Raw genomic sequence first — 2,479 nt, 5'->3', positions numbered from 1 at the left:
CCTTCCCCCTGGACGGGCACGCGCACGTACGGCACGCGCCCCCGGCCGCCTGACCGCAACCGCGGCGCCCCCGTTCCCGTCCTCCTCCCCAAGATCAGCCGCGGGCCCGGACGGGGCCGGCGGCGGAGGGGACGCGCGATGTCACGCACGGAGCGTACGGAGCCCACGGAACCCGAGTCCACGGCGCCCACCGAACCCACCGAACCTACTGAGCCCACCGAACCCATGGCGCCCACCGAGCCGGACGAGTCCGGACCCGACGACGCGGAAAACACCCGTCACGAGCACGAGCAGGGGCAGGGGCACGGGCAGGGGGAGGGCGAAGGGAAACCGCCCCGGCGCTGGAGACGCCGGCTCACGTGGGTCACGCTCGCGGTCGTGCTCGTGGTGCTGGTGCCGTTGCTGACCGCCGGGACGGTACTGCGGGTCAACTTCACCGGTGACCCGGCCGACGGGACGTACACCCGTGGCCGTGACGCCCTCTGGCTCGGGCACGCCTGGGTCGACGGGCGGAAGAAGGACGCCGACGTCACCGCCCTCGCCCGGCAGCTCGACGGCACCGGGATACGCGACCTGTACGTCCACTCGGGTCCGCTCGAGCACGACGGAAGCCTGCCGAAGTCCGCCTACCCGCGCGCCCGTTGGCTGATCGATTCGGTGCACCGGGAGATCCCCGGCGTCCGGGTCCAGGCCTGGCTCGGCGACATCCTGGCCCCCGAGCACCCCGAGGCACTGCACCTGGAGCGCGCCGAGTCCCGCGCCGCGATCCTCCGGTCCACCCGGGAGATCCTGGACACCGGCTACGACGGCGTCCACTTCGACCTGGAACCCCTGCACTCCGGCGACGGCGACTACCTCACGCTGCTCGACGCCCTGCACGAGGAGACGGGCTCCCGCGACGTCCCCCTGTCCGTCGCCGCCCACCAGATCGACCCGCTCCCGGGCTTCCACTCCTTCTGGGGCGCGGTCACCGGCCATCCCAAGTGGTGGTCGCAGGAGTTCTTCGGGCAGGTCGCGCGCCGCGTCGACCAGATCGCCGTCATGTCGTACGACACCATGCAGCCGCTGGAGGGCACCTACGGCGGGTACGTCGCCCAGCAGACCGCGCTCGCGCTGGAGGTCACCCCGCCCGGCACCGACCTGCTCATGGGCCTGCCCTTCTTCAAGGAGAACCGGTTCGGCCACTGGGCCCACGCCGAGACCGTCCCGGCCGCCGTCCGCGGCGTACGGCTCGGGCTGTCCCGCGCCGACGCCGACCGGCCGGACTTCGGCGTCGCCCTCTACGTGGACTTCGCGGCGACGGAGGAGGACTGGGCCGCGTACCGGGAAGACTGGGTGAACACTCCATGACGGCAGACCGTCGGCCTCGAGAGTTTTCGCAGGGGGAGGACGGCGTTCGTTGTGGGTGTCCGGTCCGCCCTCTACGGTCGGTGCCACCTCCCACTCCTGTGAGGATCACCGACCCATGCGAGCGCTACTCACCAGCAAGGTCGCCCGGCGCGGCCTGCGTCCGATCGCCGAACTGATCGACCAGCGCATCCAGCGCCAGATCAGACGCGCCCTCGCGGACACCGCGGGCGAACCGCTGCGCCAGGAGCTCAGGACGCTGCGCAACCGCCAGCGTCCCCTGGAGCTCTTCTTCGACGGGACGGGGCGCGGCGCGTCCCGGCTTCCCTCCGCCGCCCACCTGGAGCGGACCGTCACGGAGCTGACCGGCGTCACCGGGGACCGCGACGGCGCGGAACGCAACGTCGCCCAGGCCTTCCGGCTGCTCATCACCCTGGAGGCGCTCGGCGTCGGCCGGATCGCCGGCGGCACCATGAACATCTGCGGCAAGCTCTCCGCCGTCCCCCTGCTCGATCCGCCGAACGACGAGATCCTCGAGATCGGCACGCTGTACGGCATGTTCGGCGCGGGCCTGATCCGGATGATGGAGCGCGCCGGACGCGATCCGAGGCTGACCATCGTCGACCCGCTCGCGGGAACGCAGCTCCAGCCCGGCACCTCCATGACCGGCGACGTCACCGGGACCCCGGTGCGCGGAGCGGCGGTGCGCGCCAATCTCGCCCTGGCCGGTGCCGCCGGTACGGCGACCCGGATCCAGCAGGGCTTCTCCGAGGACCCCGAGGTACGGGCCCTGGTCTCCGACCGTTCCTACGGTGTGATCGTCGTGGACGGCGACCACTCGGCCGCCGGTGTCGCCGCGGACCTGGAGTGGGCCGAGCGGATCGTGGCACCCGGCGGCATCGTCGTCCTGGACGACTTCGGGCACCCGAAGTGGCCGGGGATCAAGGAGGCCTTCGAGAAGCACATGGCCACCGACACCAGGCTGACCTTCCTCGGTCAGGTGGCGCACTCCGGCTATCTGCGGGCGGCGGAAACCCCGGCGGAAACCTCGGCGGGAACCCCAGTGGGCACCTCCGGAACCGACTGACCGACCAGGGCCCGCTCACCGGGCCCCGCGACCCTCAACCCCTGA

The 2,479-nt window shown here is 72.2% G+C and carries 2 protein-coding genes; both read left to right on the top strand.

The features are described 5' to 3' along the window. Nucleotides 1–138 precede the first annotated feature (138 nt). Nucleotides 139–1,350, top strand: a complete 1,212-nt coding sequence (locus AOK11_RS32635) for a glycoside hydrolase family 18 protein (RefSeq protein WP_055597292.1) — start codon at nucleotides 139–141, stop codon at nucleotides 1,348–1,350. Nucleotides 1,351–1,465: 115 nt separating this feature from the next. Then, entirely contained in the window at nucleotides 1,466–2,434 is a 969-nt protein-coding gene (locus AOK11_RS32630; protein ID WP_055597291.1) for a class I SAM-dependent methyltransferase, read from the top strand. Nucleotides 2,435–2,479: the final 45 nt, after the last annotated feature.

Source organism: Streptomyces hirsutus, assembly GCF_001418415.1.
GTDB classification, from domain to species: domain Bacteria; phylum Actinomycetota; class Actinomycetes; order Streptomycetales; family Streptomycetaceae; genus Streptomyces; species Streptomyces hirsutus.
The sequence above is the reverse complement of the archived record's forward strand: the minus strand, read 5'-3'. Positions and strand labels throughout refer to the sequence as shown.

Bases quoted from the DNA above. Each gene is read 5' to 3' on its own strand.
- AOK11_RS32635 (WP_055597292.1), top strand. From the start codon at position 139: ATGTCACGCACGGAGCGTACGGAGCCCACGGAACCCGAGTCCACGGCG.
- AOK11_RS32630 (WP_055597291.1), top strand. From the start codon at position 1,466: ATGCGAGCGCTACTCACCAGCAAGGTCGCCCGGCGCGGCCTGCGTCCG.